General features: G+C 64.5%; 18 protein-coding genes. 4 read left to right on the top strand and 14 right to left on the bottom strand.

The window, feature by feature from the left end:
• The first annotated feature begins 271 nt into the window (after nucleotides 1–271).
• The gene (locus HYH07_RS20235; protein WP_220004143.1) at nucleotides 272–925 is read left to right on the top strand and encodes a helix-turn-helix transcriptional regulator; all 654 of its coding nucleotides are present in this window, start codon (nucleotides 272–274) and stop codon (nucleotides 923–925) included.
• 125 nt (nucleotides 926–1,050) lie between these two features.
• Here the strand turns inward: HYH07_RS20235 and HYH07_RS20230 are convergent, their stop codons facing one another.
• The 5 genes from HYH07_RS20230 to HYH07_RS20210 form a co-directional block, all read right to left on the bottom strand.
• The gene (locus HYH07_RS20230; protein WP_220004142.1) at nucleotides 1,051–2,694 is read right to left on the bottom strand and encodes a lysine--tRNA ligase; all 1,644 of its coding nucleotides are present in this window, start codon (nucleotides 2,692–2,694) and stop codon (nucleotides 1,051–1,053) included.
• A 215-nt stretch (nucleotides 2,695–2,909) separates the two neighbouring features.
• Nucleotides 2,910–3,845: a transporter substrate-binding domain-containing protein gene (locus HYH07_RS20225; RefSeq protein ID WP_220004141.1), complete on the bottom strand. Its 936-nt coding sequence runs from the start codon at nucleotides 3,843–3,845 to the stop codon at nucleotides 2,910–2,912.
• 102 nt (nucleotides 3,846–3,947) lie between these two features.
• Nucleotides 3,948–4,538 carry an SCO family protein gene (locus HYH07_RS20220; RefSeq protein WP_057742628.1) on the bottom strand — a complete coding sequence of 197 codons (591 nt, stop codon included), beginning with the start codon at nucleotides 4,536–4,538 and terminating at the stop codon, nucleotides 3,948–3,950.
• Between the two features lie 24 nt (nucleotides 4,539–4,562).
• Nucleotides 4,563–4,757 (bottom strand): hypothetical protein, encoded by a 195-nt coding sequence (locus tag HYH07_RS20215; protein WP_220004140.1) that lies wholly within the window; start codon nucleotides 4,755–4,757, stop codon nucleotides 4,563–4,565.
• Nucleotides 4,758–5,055: 298 nt separating this feature from the next.
• Complete coding sequence (locus HYH07_RS20210) at nucleotides 5,056–5,526, bottom strand: hypothetical protein (protein ID WP_220004139.1); 471 nt, start codon at nucleotides 5,524–5,526, stop codon at nucleotides 5,056–5,058.
• Nucleotides 5,527–5,776: 250 nt separating this feature from the next.
• Here HYH07_RS20210 and HYH07_RS20205 point away from each other — a divergent pair, with 250 nt between their 5' ends.
• The 3 genes from HYH07_RS20205 to HYH07_RS20195 all read left to right on the top strand — a co-directional run bounded on the left by HYH07_RS20205 (nucleotide 5,777) and on the right by HYH07_RS20195 (nucleotide 8,436).
• Nucleotides 5,777–7,447: an FAD-binding dehydrogenase gene (locus HYH07_RS20205; RefSeq protein WP_220004138.1), complete on the top strand. Its 1,671-nt coding sequence runs from the start codon at nucleotides 5,777–5,779 to the stop codon at nucleotides 7,445–7,447.
• A gap of 119 nt (nucleotides 7,448–7,566) precedes the next feature.
• The gene (locus HYH07_RS20200; RefSeq protein WP_057742620.1) at nucleotides 7,567–7,917 is read left to right on the top strand and encodes a RidA family protein; all 351 of its coding nucleotides are present in this window, start codon (nucleotides 7,567–7,569) and stop codon (nucleotides 7,915–7,917) included.
• 153 nt (nucleotides 7,918–8,070) lie between these two features.
• The gene (locus HYH07_RS20195) at nucleotides 8,071–8,436 is read left to right on the top strand and encodes a nuclear transport factor 2 family protein (RefSeq protein ID WP_220004137.1); all 366 of its coding nucleotides are present in this window, start codon (nucleotides 8,071–8,073) and stop codon (nucleotides 8,434–8,436) included.
• Between the two features lie 191 nt (nucleotides 8,437–8,627).
• Here HYH07_RS20195 and HYH07_RS20190 read toward each other — a convergent pair whose 3' ends face one another.
• The 9 genes from HYH07_RS20190 to HYH07_RS20150 all read right to left on the bottom strand — a co-directional run bounded on the left by HYH07_RS20190 (nucleotide 8,628) and on the right by HYH07_RS20150 (nucleotide 18,103).
• Nucleotides 8,628–9,470: an amidohydrolase gene (locus HYH07_RS20190; RefSeq protein WP_220004136.1), complete on the bottom strand. Its 843-nt coding sequence runs from the start codon at nucleotides 9,468–9,470 to the stop codon at nucleotides 8,628–8,630.
• A 3-nt stretch (nucleotides 9,471–9,473) separates the two neighbouring features.
• Nucleotides 9,474–10,454 carry an aldo/keto reductase gene (locus HYH07_RS20185; RefSeq protein ID WP_220004135.1) on the bottom strand — a complete coding sequence of 327 codons (981 nt, stop codon included), beginning with the start codon at nucleotides 10,452–10,454 and terminating at the stop codon, nucleotides 9,474–9,476.
• Between the two features lie 192 nt (nucleotides 10,455–10,646).
• Nucleotides 10,647–11,579, bottom strand: a complete 933-nt coding sequence (locus HYH07_RS20180) for a sugar-binding protein (protein ID WP_220004134.1) — start codon at nucleotides 11,577–11,579, stop codon at nucleotides 10,647–10,649.
• Nucleotides 11,580–11,680: 101 nt separating this feature from the next.
• The gene (locus HYH07_RS20175) at nucleotides 11,681–12,751 is read right to left on the bottom strand and encodes an ABC transporter permease (protein ID WP_220004133.1); all 1,071 of its coding nucleotides are present in this window, start codon (nucleotides 12,749–12,751) and stop codon (nucleotides 11,681–11,683) included.
• Nucleotides 12,751–13,515 (bottom strand): ATP-binding cassette domain-containing protein, encoded by a 765-nt coding sequence (locus HYH07_RS20170; RefSeq protein ID WP_220004132.1) that lies wholly within the window; start codon nucleotides 13,513–13,515, stop codon nucleotides 12,751–12,753. Before HYH07_RS20170 ends, HYH07_RS20175 begins: the two co-directional genes overlap by 1 nt.
• Before the next feature lie 12 nt (nucleotides 13,516–13,527).
• Nucleotides 13,528–14,850 carry a xylose isomerase gene (gene xylA / locus HYH07_RS20165; RefSeq protein ID WP_220004131.1) on the bottom strand — a complete coding sequence of 441 codons (1,323 nt, stop codon included), beginning with the start codon at nucleotides 14,848–14,850 and terminating at the stop codon, nucleotides 13,528–13,530.
• Entirely contained in the window at nucleotides 14,847–16,304 is a 1,458-nt protein-coding gene (gene xylB / locus HYH07_RS20160) for a xylulokinase (protein WP_220004130.1), read from the bottom strand. The genes xylA and xylB overlap by 4 nt, the downstream gene beginning before the upstream one ends.
• A 138-nt stretch (nucleotides 16,305–16,442) precedes the next feature.
• Nucleotides 16,443–17,489, bottom strand: a complete 1,047-nt coding sequence (locus HYH07_RS20155) for a LacI family DNA-binding transcriptional regulator (RefSeq protein ID WP_220004129.1) — start codon at nucleotides 17,487–17,489, stop codon at nucleotides 16,443–16,445.
• Between the two features lie 152 nt (nucleotides 17,490–17,641).
• Complete coding sequence (locus tag HYH07_RS20150) at nucleotides 17,642–18,103, bottom strand: GNAT family N-acetyltransferase (protein ID WP_220004178.1); 462 nt, start codon at nucleotides 18,101–18,103, stop codon at nucleotides 17,642–17,644.
• Nucleotides 18,104–18,105: the final 2 nt, after the last annotated feature.

The raw sequence follows: 18,105 nt of genomic DNA, 5'->3' as shown, positions 1-18,105 counted from the left end.
CTCTTTGAGTCTCTTGGTTTTTTTCGTCCCGAAAGGGTCTTCAGAACCCGGCGCGACCGTAAAGGCGGCCCCTTCCGAACTCAAGTCCTAGAGCCTTTTCCGTTCCGATTTCATCGGAACGGGGCTCCAGATTCTTGTTTTGACGCGTTTTCTTGACGCGAACCGGTACCCACTTCTCTTGAAAACGCTTCCGCCGCACCCCTTGCGCGAAAAACGGAAAACCGGTTGATTTGAGGATAGTTTTCCTGAGTTGCGACGGGCTGGACCTTCCATGGTCAAACAGGCCAAAGCGCAGAGGATGCTGACCCACGACCAGATCTGGGCCGCACTGGACCGACTGGCCGCGCGCGCCGGACTGTCCCCTTCAGGCCTTGCCAAACGGGCCGGGCTCGACCCCACCACCTTCAACAAGTCCAAGCGCGTCACCACCGACGGCCGCGAGCGCTGGCCCTCGACCGAATCGATTGCGAAGGCGCTGGCGGCCGCGGACTCGTCGATCGAGATCTTTGCCAGGCTCATCGACGAGGAATCCGGCGACGGCCGCACGATACCGCTGCTCGGCTTCGCACAGGCGGGTGCGAGCAGCGCGTTCGACGAGCAAGGCTCACCGTCCGGCAAGGGCTGGAGCGAAATCGCGCGGCCGATCACTGACGACGTCAGCGCCTTTGCACTGGAGATCTCCGGGGATTCGCTGTTGCCGGCCTATCGCAACGGCGATGTGATCCTGGTCTCGCCCGGCGCGCCGGTTCACAAAGGCGACCGTGTGGTGGTGAAGACCAGGGCGGGCGAGGTCATGCTCGCGACGCTGAAGCGCCGGACAGCGAAGGCGGTGGAGCTGCAGCCGTTCGATGCGACGCTAGGCGAGCGGACAGTGGCGGCAGGGGATCTCGCATGGGTGGCGAGGATTGTTTGGGCGAGCCAGTGAAACTTACTCCGGTCATGCCCCGGCTTGACCGGGGCATCCAGTACGCCGCAGCGTCTCGGCTCTACAACGACGGCCTCTGGAATACTGGATCGCCCGCCTTCGCGGGCGATGACACCGCGGATGGTTTACGCACTCCTGGCCAGCGCGCCGTCGATCATGTTGACCGCGTTCTGCACGCCGTAGACCGCGACGAAGGAGCCGAAGCGCGGGCCCTTCTCCTGGCCGAGCAGCACCTGGTAGAGCATGTTGAACCAGTTGAGCGTGACGCCGGGACGGCCGTCCTTGCCCTTCTTGACCTGATCGAGGAACGGCTCGCGGCGGCCGATCTCATAGACGACGTTCTGGATGTCTTCGGCCGATGCATCCGCCGGCAACTGCGACAGCGCATCGCGCAGGTCCTGCAACGCCGCGCGCTCCGTATCATCAGGCACGCGGAACTGCTTCGTCGGTGCGACGAAGTCGCGGTAATAGTTGATGGCGTAGCCGACCATTGCATCCAGCTTCGGATGCGTCTGCGGCGACACGCCGGGACGATAGCGGCCGATGAAGCCCCACAGCGTCTCGGCGTTCTCCGCATTCGACGACGACACCAGCGTCAGCAGCAGCTGGAACGTGACGGGCATGTCGCCTTGCGGCGGATGGCCGCCATGGATGTGCCAGACCGGATTGCCGAGCTGCTGCTTGGCGTCCTGCCTGGGGAACCCATCAATGAATTGCTGATAATCGTCGACCTGGCGCGGGATCACGTCGAAGAACAGCCGCTTCGCCGCCTTCGGCTCTCGATACATGAACAGCGACAGCGATTCCGGCGAGGCGTAGCGCAGCCACTCGTCGATGGTGAGGCCATTGCCCTTCGACTTCGAGATCTTCTGACCCTTCTCGTCGAGGAAGAGCTCGTAGTTGAAGCCTTCGGGCGGCATGGCGCCGAGCGCCCTGGCGATGGCGCCGGAGAGCTTTACGGAATCGATCAGATCCTTGCCGGCCATCTCGTAGTCGACGCCGAGCGCGACCCAGCGCATCGCCCAGTCGGCCTTCCACTGACACTTGACGTTACCGCCAGTGACTGATGTTTCGACTTCCTCGTTGGTATCAGGGTCAACATAGGTCACCGTACCGGCCGCGACGTCGCGGCGGATCATCGGCACCTGCAGCACGACCCCTGTCGTCTTGCTGATCGGCAGGAACGGCGAATAGGTTGCACGGCGATCCGGCCCGAGCGTCGGCAGGATGATGTCCATGATCTTGTCGTAGGCGGCGAGCATCTTCAGCAGCGTCGCGTCGAAACGGCCCGACTTGTAATAAACGGTCGAGCTCGCGAATTCGTAGTCGAAGCCGAAATGATCCAGGAAGGCGCGCAGGCGCGCGTTGTTGGCATCGCCGAACGAGGGATGCTCGTTCGAGAACGGGTCCGGCACCGCGGTGAGCGGGCGGCCGAGATATTGCGCCAGCAGATCCTTGTTCGGCACATTGTCAGGCACCTTGCGGAAGCCGTCCATGTCGTCGGAGAAGGCGAGGAGCCGCGTCTTGATCTTGTCCTCGGTCAGCACGCGGAAGGCATGGCGCACCATCGAGGTGCGCGCGACCTCGCCGAACGTGCCGATATGCGGCAGGCCGGAGGGACCGTAGCCGGTCTCGAACAGCACCTCGTCCTTCGGGCTTTTTTTCAGCCGCGCGACAATGGCCTTCGCCTGCTCGAACGGCCAGGCGTTGGATTGTTCGGCGAGCGCACGAAGATCGCTCGGGCTCATGTTCGGGTCGATAACGGACATCAAGGGGCCTCCGGGCCGCGGAAAATAGCGATTTCCGGGCAGAATGCAATTTTGTGGGGCGACACAGCCGCCTCCGCCGTCATTGCGAGCGAAGCGAAGCAATCCAGAATCTTTCCGCCGAAACAGTCTGGATTGCTTCGTCGCATCCACGCAAAATTGCTACGCAATTTTGTCGTGAGCTCCTCGCAATGACGGCGGAGGGAGCAGCGACTGGATTAAAACGGGCTCACCGAAAAATACTTCAGCCACAAATCGGTGTAGCGGCCTTTTTCCCAGACGCGGAACAGGGCCCAGTTCAGGGCCTGGCGCAACACGTCGTTGCCCTTGCGCACGGCAATGCCGATACCCTCGCCGAAGAAGCGGCTCTCCACGAAGGGACCGCCGGAGAAGGCGCAGCAATCGCCGGAATCGGTGCCGTTGATCCAGAACGCCAACGAGATGGCGTCGCCGAAGATGAAATCGACCTCGCCTTTGCGCAAGCCGGCGCGCAAGGCATCGTCGTTCGGATAGGAGTGCAGCTCGGCGTCGGTGAACATCGCTTTCAGATAAGCCTCATGCGCTGAGCCAGCGATGACGCCAACCTTCTTGCCTTCGAGATATTCGGGGCGAATCTCCGGCATCACCGCATCCTTGCGCGAGACGAAGCGGGCCGGGACGCGGTAATAGGGATCGGTGAAGTCAACGCGCGCGCGAAGCTGCGGGCTCGCCGCCATGGAGGCGATGATCGCATCGCCCCGGTTCGAGGTGAGCGCATCCACCAGCGTCTCGAAGCGGCGCATCTGCACGGTGCAGCTGACCTTGATCTCCTCGCACAAGCTGCGGGCGAGATCGACATTGAAGCCGGCCGGATTGCCGTCGGCACCCGTGAAGTTGAACGGCGGATAGTCGGTCTCGGTCAGGAAGCGGATCACGGTGAGGCGCGACAGGTCCGGCCGCTCCGGCCGCCGCCGCGGGTCCCAGAAGCCGGGCACCGCCTGGGGAGCGGCTTGGGGCGCGACCGGGGTGGTGGCCTGAGGCGCCGCGGCAGGTCGCTTGGCGGGGGCCTGGGCCCTTGCCGAGGACAAACCTGCGAGCAGGCAGGCCGTGACGGCCAGCCCTGTCAGCAAGCCACGGGCAGATTTCGACGATTTCGCCTGTTGCGATGGAGCCATCGGCCGGAGATGCATGAATTTCGTTGGGATCGGAAGGCCTTATAGACCATCCGGCCGGGAACGCGAGCCGAAATGCACTGCTCCCGCGCCTGCGGGGTGTCCCTACAGATACTTCTTCAGATCCGCCGCCGCCTCCTCAGGGGTCCGCTTCAGGTTGAACGGCGAGACGAAGCGGCCGTCGCGATCGATCAGGTAGATCAGCGCGGTGTGGTCCATGGTGTAGTCGCCGTCCTTGGTCGGGACCTTCTTGGCATAGACCCGGTAGGAGGTGATCACCTTGGCGGTCTCGGCGGGATCGCCGGACAGGCCTTCGAGATGCGGATCGAAGCTGGAGAGATAGTCCTTCATGGTCGCGGGCGTGTCGCGCTCCGGATCGACCGAGATGAAGACGGCGTTGACCTTGTCGGCATCCTTGCCCATCGCGCGCAGCACTTCCGACATCTCGAACAGCGAGGTGGGGCAGACGTCAGGGCAATGGGTGTAGCCGAAGAAGATGAGCGTCGGCTTGCCCTTGAGGCTCGCCTCGGTGACGGTCTTGCCGTTCTGGTCGGTGAGCTGGAACGGGCCGCCGATCGCTGCCGGCTGCGCCACCTTGCTGACCCCGCCCATGGCCCAGAATATGATGAGGAGCCCGAGGACGAGACTTGCGGCGAAAGCGGTCGCGATCACCAGCGGACGGGCAGTGGAGCTCATGAGCGGAAAACTTCCTGTCGCGGATCAGAAGCAGGCGGCAAAGCCAGTCCTGATCATTTCGAAGAACACCTGGGTGCCATAGTGGAACCAAAGCGCGAGGGCGCCGATCACGAGAAGCCCACCGACGCCAGCGCCAGTCCACAGCAGCACAGACGGCGCGCGCCCGGCATTGGGCGAATTGTCCCTTAGCGGATGCGCCTGATGCAGTGGTTGAGCCATGACAAGGATCGGGTTCCCTGCCTTTGAAATAGGCGCTCGGGCGTGGCCGGGCAAGCGGAACGGGGCTGGTGGAGATCACGTGGTGATGAGGTGCGCGGCGCTCCCTCCATCCGCGTCATGCCCGGGCTTGTCCCGCCTGCGCGGCCGAAGCGGCTTCGGTACGGCGAAGGCCCGGGCATCCACGAACTTTTCGCCTGGCCTAAAACGTGGATGGCCGGGACATAGGCGGGCGAAAGCGACGCCGTCTTTCGGACGGCTATGCCCGGCCAAGACGAAACTCAGCGAATGAGCAGAACGACTAGCGCGACGCCGGCTTGAGCGCCGAAGCCTGCGCGTCCAGGTAGCAGGGCTTGTACATGGCCTGGAGCTGCTTGCCCCTGAGGAACAGCATGTGTGGCGTGAGGCCGCCGCGCTGTGAGATCCAGCGCTTCACCTGCGAGGGATACATCGCATAGAGCATCTGGGTGGCTTCGGGGTTGGTGATGGCGCGGCCGTTGCTGCCGAAATCCCAGGCGGCGTGGAAGCCGAGCGTCGCGTTCGAAGTGACGCAGATGCGGTCGTGCGGGATGGCGCCGAGGACGATGGTGCAGGCGGAGGCGCAGAGGCCGTCGATGATGACGGTATCGCCTGACTGCCTGAGGTCCTGATATTTGTCGACGTAGGTTCCGATCCGGCCGCCACGATCATCCGCGATCCGAACCACCGCGTGAGACGCCCCCATGCAAGCGATCAGGCAAACCGCCGCAAGCAACCCCGTCAGAAACTTCATTGGCCCCCGCCCCAGTCGTTTTCGAATCTGCGTGTCAGGTGGTGATGCGCGCCTAGCGTCGGTCGTTACCGTGGTTTTGTCTAGGCAGGCCGGCTCGCTCAAAACAAATTCAAATCCAGTGTTGCGTCCGCGCTGCACTCCGCCTGGCTCAATCCCAAAGTGGAACAAGTTAACGATGCCTTACGCGACACGTACTTGATCTCAGTTACGGCAACGGGCTTCAATTCCGGGCAAATACAGGGGGGAACTCATGACCGACCTTCGGGCTGATCAGGCGGACGTCATTGTCGTCGGCGCAGGACTATCCGGGCTGGTCGCAGCGACCGAGATTGCCGACGCCGGCAAGCGCGTGATCGTCCTCGACCAGGAAGGCGAGCAGTCGCTCGGCGGCCAGGCGTTCTGGTCGTTCGGCGGATTGTTCCTGGTTGATTCGCCGGAGCAGCGCCGGCTCGGCATCAAGGACTCCTTTGATCTCGCCATGCAGGACTGGCTCGGCACCGCCGGGTTCGATCGCGACGAGGACTTTTGGCCGCGCCAATGGGCGGAGGCCTATGTCGCGTTTGCTACGGCTGAGAAGCGTGACTGGCTGCGCGCGATGGGTCATCGCATCTTTCCCGTGGTCGGCTGGGCCGAGCGCGGCGGCTATGACGCGATGGGCCACGGCAATTCGGTGCCGCGCTTTCACGTCACCTGGGGCACGGGGCCCGGCATCGTCGAGCCGTTCGAGCGCCGCGCACGCGAAGCCGCGAAGAGCGGGCGGCTGATCTTCAGGTTCCGTCACCGCGTCGATGCGCTGTCGATCACCAACGGTGCCGTTGACGGCGTCAGCGGCGCGATCCTCGAAGCGACCAATGTCGAGCGCGGCAAGAGCTCGTCGCGCACTATCGTCGGCGAGTTCGCGTTGAAGGCGCAGGCCGTGATCGTCGCCTCCGGCGGCATCGGCGGCAATCATGATCTGGTGCGGGCGAACTGGCCCAAGCGGCTCGGCGAGCCCCCGAAGTTCATGATTTCAGGGGTGCCGGAGCATGTCGACGGCCGCATGATCGGCATCACCGAGCAGACAGGCGCGCGGCTGATCAACCGCGACCGCATGTGGCACTACGTCGAGGGCATCCAGAACTGGAATCCAATCTGGCCGCGCCACGGCATCCGCATCCTGCCAGGGCCCTCCTCGATGTGGTTCGACGCCACCGGCACGCGACTGCCGGCGCCGCTGTTTCCCGGCTCGGATACGCTCGGCCAGCTCAAATACATCATGTCGACGGGATATGATTATTCCTGGTTCGTCCTGACGCAGGCCATCATCAAGAAGGAATTTGCGCTGTCGGGCTCGGAGCAGAACCCCGACCTCACGGGCAAAAGCTGGCGCATGACCTTGCGCCGCGCCACCAACAAGGGCGCGCCGGCGCCGGTGGAGGCGTTCAAGAGCCATGGTGTCGACTTCATCGTGCGCGACAGAATCGAGGATCTCGTCGCCGCCATGAACAAGCTCGCCGGCAACGATCTGCTCAAGCTCGCGCACGTCAGGATGCAAATCGAGGCGCGCGACCGCGAGATCGCCAACCCCTACGTCAAGGATGCGCAGGTGATGAACATCCACAATGCGCGGCGCTACATCGGCGACAGGCTGATTCGCACCGCCTCGCCGCACCGGATTCTCGATCCCGCGCAGGGACCGCTGATCGCGGTCAAGCTCAACATCCTCACCCGCAAGACGCTGGGCGGCTTCGAGACCGACCTCGACTCGCGCGTGTTCGGCGCCGAGGGCAGCGTCATTCCCGGATTGTATGCGGTCGGCGAAGCCGCAGGCTTCGGCGGCGGCGGCGTGCACGGCTATCGCTCGCTGGAGGGCACCTTCCTCGGCGGCTGCCTGTTCTCCGGCCGCAATGCCGGGCGTGCGGCAGCGAAAGCGGTGGGATAGGCAGGACGCATGCGTCATCGAGGATGCATGCGCCGCCGGCAACGCATGCGTGCCTGGGGTGGCTCAGCTGGGGGTGCTGGGCTAGACAGGGCCGCCATTCCCTGAAGGAGATTCCGCAAATGAGCATCCAGCGTTTCGAAACCGGCCCGCGCATGAGCCAGGTGGTCGTGCACGGCGACACCGTCTATCTCGCCGGCGTCGTCGCCAGCAACGCGGCCGGCGAAAGCGTCACCAAGCAGACCCAGGACATCCTGAAGACCATCGACGGCCACCTCGCCAAGGCCGGCACCGACAAGTCGAAGCTGCTGTCGGCCACGATCTACATCACCGACATGAAGACGTTCCAGGAAATGAACGCGGTGTGGGACGGCTGGGTGTCGCCCGGCAACACCCCGGCCCGCGCCACCGTCGAAGCCAAGCTCGCGGCGCCGCAGTACACCGTCGAGATCATGGTCACGGCGGCGAAGTAATTTTCGCAGCCCCAACACGCGGCCGGAGCGCGATGAGATCCTCATCGCGCTCTTTTTTTGCGGGCACATGATCTCCGAGGTAATCGATCCCTGCGCGTGAACCTTCGATAGTCAGGTCAGCCGAACCAAACGGCCCTATCGCAGGAGAGCACCATGACCGACCCCATCACAATCGCCCGCCGCTATATCGATCTCTGGAACGAGCGCGCGCAAAATCGCCGCAGCGAATTGCTCGGCGAATTCTGGACTGCGGATGCGAGCTATGTCGATCCGCTGATGAAGGGCAACGGCCGGGACGGCATCGAGGCGCTGATCGCAGGGGTGCAGCAGCGCTTTCCTGACTTCAAGTTCAGCCTGATCGGCGAGCCCAACGGCTACGGCGACCATGTCCGATTTTCGTGGGGTCTCGGCCCTGACGGCGTCGACAGCCCGATCAAGGGGACCGATTTCGCCGTGCTGAAGGACGGGCGGATCAAGAGCATTACGGGATTCCTGGATCAGGTCCCCGCGGGGGCGTGAGGCGCGAGCGCGGCCAAACTCGATTGTCGTCCCGGCGAAAGTCGGGACCCATACCGCGTGATGTCTCGATTGCGCGCGGTGGGAGTACCAAACAACTAGTCTTCGCCAAACTACTCCCTGGGGTTATGGGTCCCGGCTTTCGCCGGGACGACACCTGTGGTTAGGCGAGAACTTATGTCCACCACATTATCTCACGCCAGCCGATACGCAGCCTTCGCATTCACCCCGAATGCCTTCTCGCGCACGCTTGGCCCGAGCTTCGCCAGGCACGCCTCCAGGGCACTCTTGATCTCGCTGTAGCTGCCGGCGAGCAGGCACACCGGCCAATCCGAGCCGAAGATCAGGCGATCCTCGCCAAAACAATTCGCGACGTGCCGGAGATACGGAAACAGCCGCTCGGCGTCCCACTCGTCCCACTTCGCTTCGGTCGCGAGACCCGAGACCTTGCACCAGACATTGTCGCAGGCTGCGAGCTGCGCGATTCGCTCGGACCATTCGGCGCTGCCGCCGCTTGCGATCGGCGGCTTTGCGGCGTGGTCGAGCACGAAGCGGGCTTGCGGAAAGGCTTTTGCGGTTGCGATTGCGGCGGGCAGCTCGCGGGTGCGGACGAGAAAGTCGTAGGCGAGATCACGGGCGACCAGGGCGGCCAGTCCGCTCTGAACGTCGGTGCGCAGCAGCCAGTCGGGATCGGCCTCGTCATGAACCTGGTGGCGGATGCCGACCAGCTTGGCGCCGGCCGGCAAGCTGCGCAGGCGATCGAGCGTATCGCCGAGTGCGGCGTCGGTCAGATCGGCCCAGCCGACGACGCCGATGACGGAGGGCGTGGCATGCGCGGTCGCCAAGAATTCCTCGGTCTCCGCAAGCGACGAGCGGCATTGCACCACGATGCTTGCATCGATGCGGTTCGCCTGCAGCAGCGGCGCGAGATCGGCGGGACCGAAGGCGCGACGGATCGGCGCCAACTCAGGCGCCATCATCCAGGGGTAGTCGGCGCGCGCGGGATCCCAGAAATGCTGGTGGGCGTCGATGATCATGGCTCACGCTCCGCCCGGCAGCGGCGCCCTGGGGTCGACGAGGTTCCTGGCGCGCAGCTCCTGCCAGAAGGCCTGCGGCACCGCGCGCTCCGACATCGCGGTATTGTCGGCGACCTCGCTTGCGTTGCGCGCGCCCATCACGGCAACGGTCACGGCCGGATGGGCCATGCCGAACTGGAGCGCGGCGGCCTTCAGCTCGGTGCCATGCTTGCGGCAGAGCTGGTCGAGCTCGAGCGCGCGCGCCACGAGGGCCGCGTCGGCGTCCTCATAGTTGAACTTCGCGCCCGTGTGCGGATTGGCCAGAATGCCGCTGTTGTAGATGCCGCCGAGCAGGATGCCGATGTTCTTCGCAGTGCAGATCGGGAACAGCGCATCCAGCGCGCCCTGGTCGAGCAGCGTGTAGCGGCCGGCGAGCAGGAAGCAATCGACCGGGACGGCTTCGGCAAAACGCGTGAGCATCTCGCACTGGTTCATGCCGGAACCGATCGCTTTCACGGTGCCGTCGTCGCGCAGACGTAGCAGCGCGCGGAAGGCGCCAATGACGGCGGCATCATAGTGATCGTCGGGATCGTGCACGAGCAGGACGTCGACGCGATCGAGCCCGAGGCGCTCCAGGCTTTCCTCCACCGAGCGCATCACGCCGTCATAGCTGAAATCAAATCGCGGCCGCAGCGCAGGTGCGTCCTTGAAATGATCGTCCTCGACCGTCGTACTGTCAGGCGCGCGCAGCAGGCGGCCGACCTTGGTCGAGATCGCATAGGACTCGCGCTGCTGTTGCCGCAGGAAAGCACCCAAACGGCGTTCCGCGAGGCCGAAGCCATAAAGCGGCGCGGTATCGAAGAAGCGGACACCGAGCGACCAGGCCTTTGCGACGGTGGCCTCCGCGTCCGCATCGCTGACCGCCGAGAACAGGCCGCCGAGCGGCGCCGAGCCGAGGCCGATTGACGTGACTTCGAGATTGCCAGCTAGCCGCACGCGTTTCATTCCAATTCCTTCCCTCGCGAGTCGACAAAGCGTGAGGTGGGCACCGCACTCTCATTCCCTGCGCCACAAGAGGGGGAAACGCAGTAGAGTAAGCGGTCGCATCTCGATCGACACGAACAGCGAAAAATATCACTCCCTCCCCCGCGGGCGAGAGAGGGAGTGTAGCGCAGGAACGTTGGGCTGGTAACGTTCCTACTTCAACAATTGAGCGACGTTATCCTTGGTCACGAGGTCGAGGCCGGTGTAGATCACTTCCGGAACCTTCTGGCCCTTCTTGATCGCGAGCAACGTGTCCATCGACTTCTCGCCCATTTCGAACGGGCGCTGGCCGGTGAGCGCGTTGGAGTAGCCGTCGCGCAGCAACTCGAGCTGCATCTTCAGCGTATCGGCGACGACGAGCGTCAGCTTGCCGCTGTCGATGTCCTTCTTATTCTTGTTAACGAAGGCCTTGAAGCCCTCAGGCGCGAACATCGGCCAGCCGCCGACCGGAACGATCGCGGCGAGATCGGGCGTCGCGGTGCGCAGGTCGGACATCTGCTGGACCGCGAGCGTGGAATCGTCGTTGCAGAAGGTCGGCGAACCCTGCACCTCGACCCACTTCGAGCCCTTCAACGCCTCGCGGACACCATCGACACGTTCGGCGAGGTTCTTGGCGCCCGGACCACCGGAGACCATGGCATATTTGCCGCCCTCGGGCCGAAGCTGCAGCAATTGCTTGCCGAGCGCCAACCCGAAGTCCTTGTTGTTGGTGCCGATATAGGCGATGCGCTTGGAGCCCGGCGCGTCCGCGTCAAACGTGATGACGGGGATGCCTGCCGCGGTCGCAGCCTCAATCGACTTGGTCATCGACGCGACGTCGGCAACCGAGATCGCGAGCCCATCCACCTTCTGGGTGATGAAGTCCTGGATGATCTGCGCCTGCGTCGCCGGCTCGTGCTCGATCGGCCCCTTGTAGATGCACTCGACATTGCCGAGTTCCTTGGCGCGCTTCAGGCAGCCGTCACGCGCCACGTCGAAGAACGGGTTGTTCATCGCCTTGGGAACGACGGCGAACTTGTAGGTCTGGGCAAATGCCGGGGTCGCCATCATCGCGATGGTCAAGCCAGCCAACAGAAGCTTCTTCATACTATTCCCTCCACACTTTGATGCCTATCCATTTGTGATGCGATGCCCCGGCAGGCGGATAGACGATCTTTCGTTGTCCTGCCGGAGTAACTGGTTAAGTGTTAAGTCATGCGCGAGCGGATGCGATCGACCAGCACAGCAAGAATGATGATCACGCCCACCAGCGTCTGCTGCCAGTAGGAGTTGACCTGCGCGAGCACGAGGCCGTTGCGGATCACCTCCAGCAGCACGCAGCCGACGATGGCGCCGAGCGGTCCGCCGAGGCCGCCGGCAAGATTGGCGCCACCGATAACGGCGGCGGCGATGACGTTGAGCTCGTAGGACGTCGCCATGTTCGCGGGCGCGGATCCCAGCCAGCCCGAGATGATGATGCCTTGCAGGCCGGCGGCGAGCGCGCAGATCACATAGACCTGGATCTTCACGCGCACGACCGGAATACCAGTCAACTCCGCCGCCTTCTCGTTGCCGCCGAGCGCGAAGACGTGGCGGCCGAAACTCGTGTGATGCAGCACAACCGCCATCACGACGGCGAGGATCACCAGGTAGATGAAGGGCGCGGGGACGCCGTACACGTCACCCGAGGTCAACGCGTAGAACAAATCGGCATCGGGCCCGCCAGGAAAGCTGCCACGGCCGTTCGAGACGACATAAGCCAGCCCTCGCACGATCGAGAGCATGCCGAGCGTGGTGACGAAGGGCGACAGCCCGAGCACCGCAATGCAGAAGCCGTTGAAAATCCCGACGATGAATGCGGTGAACAGCCCGGCGAGCATCGAGATCAGCAGGATCAATCCGGGCACATTGGCGACGACCGTCTTGCCATCGGCTGCCACGTGGACGAAATACGATCCCGGCGCCGACAGCTCGACCATGACCATGGAGGTGATCATCGCGGAAAAGCACATCATCGAGCCGACGGAGAGATCAATGCCGCCGGTGATGATGACGAAGGTGATTCCGAGCGTGGCGATGGCAATGAAGGAAAAGTTCTTCGCCACGTTCTGCATGTTGCCCTCGGTAAAGAAGTAAGGGCTGGCAAAACGCATCACGATCATCAGCACCACCAGCGCCAGCAGCACGTAGCCGGTCTGCGAGGCAAAGATGCCCCGGTGCCACCATTTGCTGCGGCCGACATTGGTGAAGGAGATCGGGTTTTCCATGGGTACGGACATTACGCCGCCTCCTTCGCGCCGGTGATCAGGGCGGTGACTTCCTCGGGGGACGTGTCGTGGATCGGCTTGTCGGCCCGCTTCTCGCCGCGTCGCATGACGATCACGCGGTCGCACACGGCGAACACGTCGGGCATGCGGTGGGAGATCAGCATCACAGCGACGCCCTGCTCCTTCAGACGGTGGATCAGGCTCAGCACTTGCTCGACCTGGCGTACCGAGATCGCGGCGGTCGGCTCGTCCATCATCACCAGCTTGGCGTTGGAGAGGCGTGTGCGCGCGATCGCCACCGCCTGACGCTGGCCGCCGGACATCTGCTTGACCAGATCATGCGGCCGGGTTTCCGAGCGCAGCTCGCCGAACAGCTCCAGCGCGCGCGACGCCATCGCCTTGTGATCGAGCAGCGCGATGGGTCCGAATTTGCGCTTGAGCTCGCGGCCGAGAAAGACGTTCGCCGCGGCCGACAGATTGTCGGCGAGCGCGAGGTCCTGATAGACGACCTCGATTCCCACCGCGCGGGCATCGACCGGGCGGCTGAAGTGAACGGGATGGCCGTCGAAGCGGATCTCGCCATGGGTCGGGCGGAAATTGCCGGCGATGATCTTGACCAGCGTCGACTTGCCGGCGCCGTTGTCGCCCATCAGGCCGACCACTTCGCCGGGATGGACATGCATGTTGACGCCATGCAGCGCGCGGATCGCGCCGAACTCCTTGCCGATCCCGGTCAATTCCAGTACCGGCTGGCCGCTTTTCGAAGAAGTTGTCATGCTCGGCCTCGCTCAGACGTACCGGTTGACGAGAGATTCGAGATATTCCTGACGGCCCGACCGCGGCTGCGGATCGAAGCCGGGGGCAAGCGCGCGGTCAGAGAGATCGGCCAGGGATCGCTTGCCTGCCATGATCGCCTGCCCTTCGCTATCGGTCCATCCCGCATAACGCTCGGCGAGCGGCCCGGTGAGCGCCTCGGCGTCGAGCATGTCGACTGCCGCGAGCAGCGCCCGTGCGCAGGCGTCCATCGAGCCGACATGGGCGTGGATGAGATCATCAGGGTCGATCGATTGACGCCTGATCTTTGCATCGAAATTGAGACCGCCGGTGGTGAAGCCGCCGCCTTTGATCATGTCGTGGAACACCAGCGCCAGCTCCGGCACGTTCATGGCGAACTGGTCGGTGTCCCAGCCGAGCAGATCATCGCCCCTGTTGATGTCGAGCGAGCCGAACACGCCGAGCGCCTGGGCCAGGGCCACCTCGTGCTGGAAGGAATGGCCGGCGAGGATGGCGTGGTTCTGCTCGATGTTGAGCTTGACGTCCTTGAGCAGGTCATAGCGCTGCAGGAAGCCGTAGCAGGTGGCGACGTCGAAATCATATTGATGCTTGGTCGGCTCCTTCGGCTTGGGCTCGATCAGAAGGGGGCCCTTGAAGCCGATCTTGTGCTTGTGCTCGACGACGAGCGAGACGAAGCGGCCCAGCTGGTCGAGCTCGCGCTTGAGATCGGTGTTGAGCAAGGTCTCGTAACCTTCGCGGCCGCCCCACAACACGTAGTTCTGCCCGCCGAGCCGGTTCGTCACCTCCAGCGCGGCGCGGACCTGGCCGGCGGCATAGGTGAAGACGTCAGGATCGGGATTGGTCGCCGCGCCCGCCATGTAGCGGCGATGCGTGAACAGGTTCGCGGTGCCCCACAGCAGCCGCACCTTGGCCGAGGCCATCTTCTTCTCGAAAATATCGCCGATCGCATTGAGGTTGGCGACGGATTCGGCAAGCGTCGCGCCTTCGGGCGCGGCATCGACGTCGTGGAACGTGAAGAAGGGCACGTCGAGCAGTCGGAACAGCTCGAAGGCGATGTCGGCCTTGGCGCGCGCCATCGCCATGGCGTCGGAGCCGTGATGCCATGGACGCAGGAAGGTCTCGCCGCCGAAGGGATCGCCGCCGGGCCAGCAGAACGAGTGCCAATAGCAGACCGCAAAGCGCAGATGATCCTCGAGCCGCTTGCCGCGGACGATGCGGTCCTTGTCATACCAGCGGAAGGCAAGCGGGTTCTTGGCGTCCTTGCCGCCATAGGCGACCGGGTCGGCTGCGCCGAAGAATTTTGGTAACGCGTTCACAGTGAAAACTCCTTCAGCGCGGGGTAGAGCTTGCGCCACTGCTGATAGGCCTCGTCATAGGCCGCAGCGCGCGACGGGTTGGGCGTGAATGTCGCAAGGCGCCGCGGAGGCGTGCAGACCTGCGCGGGATTTTCGCCCGTAGCGGCGAGCCGGCCGAGCCGGGCAGCGCCGAGCGCGGCGCCGACCTCGCCCTCCTCGACGCGATGCACGGCAATGCCGAGCACGTCGGCGCAGATCTGCGCCCACAGCGCCGAGCGGGAGCCGCCGCCGACGAGATCAACTTCAGAGATCGCCGAGCTGGCACTGCCGAGCGCGGCAAGATTGTCGCGCGCGGCAAAGGCGACGCCTTCGAGCACCGCCTGCACGATTGCGTCGCGCCCGGTGGCGCCGCGCAGACCGATGAAAGCGCCGGCCGCGGCCGCATCATTGTGCGGCGTGCGCTCGCCATCGAGATAGGGCAGAAACTTCACCGGGCCTGGTCCGGCCACGCTGTCGCCGAGCGGCGCGAGCAACGAGGCTGTCGGTGTCGCCATCACGCCGGAGAGCCAGGCCAGCGAAGCGGCGGCCGAGAGCATCACGCCCATCTGGTGCCAGAGGTCGGGCAGCGCATGACAGAAGGCGTGCACGGCGAGGGCCGGCGCCGGCGCAAATTTGTCGGTGACGCGGAAGATGACGCCGGAGGTTCCGAGCGACAGGAAGGCATCGCCCGGTGCGATCGCCCCGAGCCCGATCGCACTTGCTGCATTGTCGCCGGCGCCGCCGGCAACGACGACATTCTTTGCCATGCCCCAGCGCTGCGCGAACCCGCCCGCGAGCGTTGCGCTCGCCTCGCTGCCCTCGACCAGGCGCGGCATGTGGTGCAGATCGAGCCCGGTGGCCTGCAGCAGCTCCGCCGACCAGCGGCGCTGGCCGACATCGAGCCAGAGCGTGCCTGATGCATCCGACATGTCCTCGACCATCTCGCCGGTCAGGCGGTAGCGGACATAGGCCTTTGGCAGCAGCACCTTGGCAACGCGCTTGAAGACCTGCGGCTCGTGCCGCGCGACCCAGAGCAGCTTTGGCGCGGTGAAGCCGGGCATCGCCAGATTTCCGGCGATGGCGTGCAGCGAGGGGCAGCGGCGCTCGAGCTCGACGCATTCAGCATGCGAACGGCCATCGTTCCAGAGGATCGCCGGCCGCAGCGGGCGTCCATCGGTGTCAAGCAGCGTGGCGCCATGCATCTGGCCTGACAGGCCGATGCCGCGCACGGCGGCGACATCAACGGGACGAGCAGCGGCAAGATCGTCGACGGCGCCGATGGCGGCCTCGACCCAGGAATCCGGATCCTGCTCGGACCACAGCGGCTGTGGATGCGACAGCGCAAGCTCGCGCGCGGCCGTCGCGACAACCGCGCCGGCCTCGTTCACAAGCACCGCTTTCACACCGGACGTACCGATGTCCAATCCGATAAACAAACGCGTCCTCCCTCTTCGTTTTGAGCGTGCTCCGTCCGGACAACGATTGCTTTCCGAATCACGCTGCCGCGGTGCGCGATCTGACGTCGCGCTTGCCGCAATCACTCATTTCAACACACGACCGCCGCGCCCTTTCGGTTACGGCAGATTGTCCCGCATCAGGATGTCGATGCGAATCTTCTCCTGTTCACTCAAGATCGGCTCGTTCCGCGCCAGCGACAGCAGCACGCGCACGGCGGCGCGCGCCTCGTGCCCCGGATTCTGCGAGATCGCGACATCCAGCGTGCCCTGCAGCAACAATCTGCGTGTCATCGCCGTGAGGTCGTGAGCGATAAAGACAATCTGCTTGTCGCGACCTGCCTCGGTCAGAGCGGTGGCCACGCCCTGCGTGCCGGCGCCGACATTGTAGAGGCCGATGATATCTGGGTGCTTGCCGAGCAGCCGCGAGATCAGCTGCTGAGAGCGGTCGTCCTCGTCGCGCCCCTCGAGCAGGGGCAGGATGTCGAGGTGCGAAAACTCCGACGCCATCACCTGATTGAAGCCGAAAATGCGCTCCGCATGGTCGCGCAGGCCCTGCGAGCCCGCGATGATGGCGATCTTGCCGGATCTTTGGCCGACCAGCCTCCCGACCAGCGCACCCGCGGTGCGGCCCGCGGCGATATTGTCGATGCCGACATAGTGGTGGCGGCGCGACGACGGCACGTCGGACACCAGGGTCACGACCTTGATGCCACGGTCGACGAGATCATTGATGGCGGCGCGCACGCTCGGATGGTCGAGCGCGACGACCGCGACGCCGTCATACTCGCTGCCGGCAAGCTCCTCCAGCGAGGCCGCCAGCACCGACGGGTCGAATACATCGGTGATGACCATCTCAACGGCGAGGCGGCGGGCAGAGAGCCACGCCGACATCTCGCCCAGATAGGCCTTGATCTGCAGCATGAACGGGTTGGCCCCGACAGGCATCACGAAGGCAAACCGGCGGGCACGGCCCCGGGCGAGCTCGGCCGCGGCCACATGGGGCTGGAAGGCATTGCGCGCGATGATCTCCTGGACGCGCCGGACCGTGTCCGGCCGCACGCCCGGACGGTTGTGCAAGACGCGGTCGACGGTCGCAAGGCTGACACCGGCCTCGCGGGCGATGTCCTTCAGCGTCAGCGCGGCGGATGCGGTCTCTTCGGCCATGGCTGAAGGCTAGCAGAGGCGTTTTGAGGTGCGCAACTCATTTTGAGGGGCAGGACGCCATTTTCGAGCGCCGGTTGCGCAGGACTTCGCCTAGCCCTTTGTTTTGACGCGCCTTATTGCGCCAACCGTTATCCACTTCGCTTGAGAAGGCTCTATGCGACGAGATCAAGCGCGAGGAAGAGACTGTTGGGGTCCTCGACATAGCCCTCGAACGGGGCGCAAGGCACGAAGCCGTGGGCCCGGTAGAGCGCGTGCGCCGGCTTGAAATAGTCCCAGGAGCCGGTCTCCAGGCTCAGCCGCCTCATACCGCGCCTGCGCGCCTCGGCAATGATGTGGCGGAGCATCTCCCCGCCAAAGCCGCGGCGCCGCGTGCTCTGCAGCGTATGCATCGACTTCACCTCGCCGTGCTCGGCCGAGAGCGTCTTCAGCGCACCGGTCGCGACCAGCGTCTCGCCGTCCCACCCGGTCCAGAACGCGACGTCGCTGGCACGAAGGCCGGCGAGATCGAGCGCGTGAGCGCTGCCCGGCGCGGTCTGCGCCCGCGCCGCCGTGACGTGATAGTCGAGCAATGCGACCACGCGCGGGTCAAAAGTATCGCCGGTACGGATCTGCATCG

Origin of the sequence: Bradyrhizobium sp. BR 10261 (assembly GCF_019455395.1) — a bacterium.
Classification (GTDB): Bacteria; Pseudomonadota; Alphaproteobacteria; order Rhizobiales; family Xanthobacteraceae; genus Bradyrhizobium; species Bradyrhizobium manausense.
This window is presented reverse-complemented; position numbering and strand designations above follow the sequence as displayed.